General features: G+C 36.6%; 2 protein-coding genes. One reads left to right on the top strand and one right to left on the bottom strand.

What is annotated here, in order from left to right:
- Positions 1 to 120 precede the first annotated feature (120 nt).
- Positions 121 to 378, bottom strand: coding sequence for a hypothetical protein (locus ACFX4X_RS25370; protein ID WP_377387632.1), 258 nt, complete (start codon positions 376 to 378; stop codon positions 121 to 123).
- 1,000 nt (positions 379 to 1,378) lie between these two features.
- Between ACFX4X_RS25370 and ACFX4X_RS25365 the strand changes: the two genes are divergently transcribed.
- Entirely contained in the window at positions 1,379 to 2,179 is an 801-nt protein-coding gene (locus tag ACFX4X_RS25365) for a COG4705 family protein (RefSeq protein WP_089364784.1), read from the top strand.
- The last annotated feature ends 273 nt before the right edge of the window (positions 2,180 to 2,452 follow it).

Genomic DNA, 2,452 nt, shown 5'->3' with positions numbered 1-2,452 from the left:
CTTAGTGGTTGGTCGATGTGTACCCCCACAGTGGACTTTCACCACCTAGATAGTTGCCATGCCTGGCACACAAGAAAGAGCTGCCTTAAAGACAGCTCTGATCTTCAGCTAACGCACCCGTTAGTTCATTAACTTTTCATACGATAAAATTACAATTCCACATATTACGGATAATCCCAAAAAGGATAATACATAAAAATGAGGAGGCGTACCTCCCCCAAACACTACCTCGTTTTGAAGGGTTTCTACTGTATCCCATGCACTCTCAATATCTGGTTTATAGTTTTTTGTTTTTATATAACCGACTAACATCATAACGACTAAATAGATTACATGAATTGAAATTGAACCTATAATTGCTTGAAGAACCACCTTCATTTAACTCTCCTTTTTTACTCATTTTACCATATTTAACGACATGTGTTCTTGAACTAAACTGCCCCGTTAGTTGCATAAAAAAATAGGCTGCCGCAGCAACCCTGTTATGGAAGTAAGGCACCAGTTAATTGAACGAAGTCTTACTTTTTAAGAAACTTTCTTATCAATTCATCGCCCAAAATCAATATGATCGCCCACATAATTAGAAACCACCAGCCAAAACTTTTCCAATATGTTGTTGCAATTAAGGTTATTATAAAATACCATCCTAACTTTACCAACCAATATAGAAGCCTCAATATTACACCTTCCAAGTACGATTTTATATATGGATTTTATCCAAGCTATCGAGTTCTTATTAAACAAACCTGCCAGTTAGCCCAAAAAGAAAAATGATCGCCACAGCGATCATCAACTTTTTTACTAACTCCCCCGTTTGCTTAAATACATTTATTCACAATCCTGTTTAGAAGATCTTTGTTGTTCTAGCTTCTGCCACAAAAATTGTAATAGTGGTTATGGACCAACCTAGTGATTTTAAATTTATATGTATCAACCTACTGAGAAAACCTTAAGATTTTCTGAAGTTTAACTGGACCCTATGTACAATTATAAAATGCCACCTATACTTAATAGACATTTAAGTTAATTTTAATTTAGGTTTAATAAATAGCTGACCAATTTGTAATATAGTAGAGACTAGCGTCATCTCAAATGAACAAGAGATGGAAAATACTTAGAAACAATATACTTCATAAAAGGAGATTAATTCTTTTAAAAAAACTTAGCCGTTTCAGAACAAACAAAAATGCTACAACCTTCAAGTCTTCAAATGTTAAGCAAGTTACTAGAAGTTACTATTTGATTTTGACTTACCAAGGTTTTGGGATTTGTACAACTACACTAGGCGTACTAGCTGATGATATGTTATCAACAAGAAAGATTTGCAGCTATATTAACGCCTTTGTCATTGAAAATTATTGGAAGAAGGTCCTTAAATATGAACAAATCTTTATCGATCACCATGAATCAGGCAAAAGAAATGTTTGCTAAAGTTCCGGAAATTACACTTTACTTTTGGATTACTAAGCTACTGACTACTGGAATGGGTGAAGTAGCATCCGATTATTTATTCGAGAATCTAAATCCGCTTATTTCAGCACCGCTAAGTGTTCTTATTTTCGTAGCCGCAATGATATTACAGTTCAAAGTACGTCGATATATACCAAAGGTCTACTGGTTAGTTGTCATTATGGTTAGTATATTTGGCACAATGGCTGCAGATGTGGTTCGTGTTGGACTGGGCATACCCTACATCGTTTCAACCATTTTCTTTATAGTGGCACTCGCCGTCGTTCTCATAGCTTGGTATTCTAAAGAAAAAACTCTGTCCGTACACAGCATTTTCACCCGTCGCCGCGAGATCTTTTACTGGATCACCGTACTGGTTACATTCGCACTCGGTACCGCAGCAGGGGATATGACCGCATCAAGCATGCACTTGGGCTACTTCTCTTCAGGTTTATTATTTACTTTCTTGCTTGTTATTCCAGCTTTGGGTTACCGATTATTTGGTCTTAATGAAATTTTTGCTTTCTGGTTCGCTTATATCATGACGCGTCCAGTAGGTGCCTCGTTCTCGGATTGGTTAGCAGCGTCACATAGCCACGGTGGTCTGGGGATAGACAAAGGTATAGTGAGCCTTGTTTTACTGATCTTTATTATCCTCCTAGTCATCTTTCGGGGAGGCTCACCCGCAAAAGGCGTAGAATTTAACGATGAAAAGGAAAGAGCATCTTAGTAATTATATGCTGTACCCTGGATGGGTACCCTAATGTAGAGTGAGAGAAATAAATTTAAGTTGTGGGAAACCACTTTAAAGAAAGGAAATTATATATGCGAGAAAACCAAAATAAAATGAAAATTTTAGCTTTGAAAAAAAGATTGATCAAAAAGGCCTCTTGAACCTCCATATTAGCGTAAATAAAAAGAATCCATTTTGAAGTGAACCCAAAAAGTTAGACACTTTATTTAATTAGGCAACCTTGAGGGCATGAACCCGGTAATCTACTGG

It is taken from the genome of Peribacillus sp. YIM B13481 (assembly GCF_042787985.1).
GTDB lineage: Bacteria > Bacillota > Bacilli > Bacillales > DSM-1321 > Peribacillus > Peribacillus simplex_A.
The sequence above is the reverse complement of the archived record's forward strand: the minus strand, read 5'-3'. Positions and strand labels throughout refer to the sequence as shown.

What these genes read in the sequence shown, in the direction of transcription:
- ACFX4X_RS25370 (WP_377387632.1), bottom strand. Translation starts at nt 378, where the DNA reads ATGAAGGTGGTTCTTCAAGCAATTATAGGTTCAATTTCAATTCATGTA.
- ACFX4X_RS25365 (WP_089364784.1), top strand. Translation starts at nt 1,379, where the DNA reads ATGAACAAATCTTTATCGATCACCATGAATCAGGCAAAAGAAATGTTT.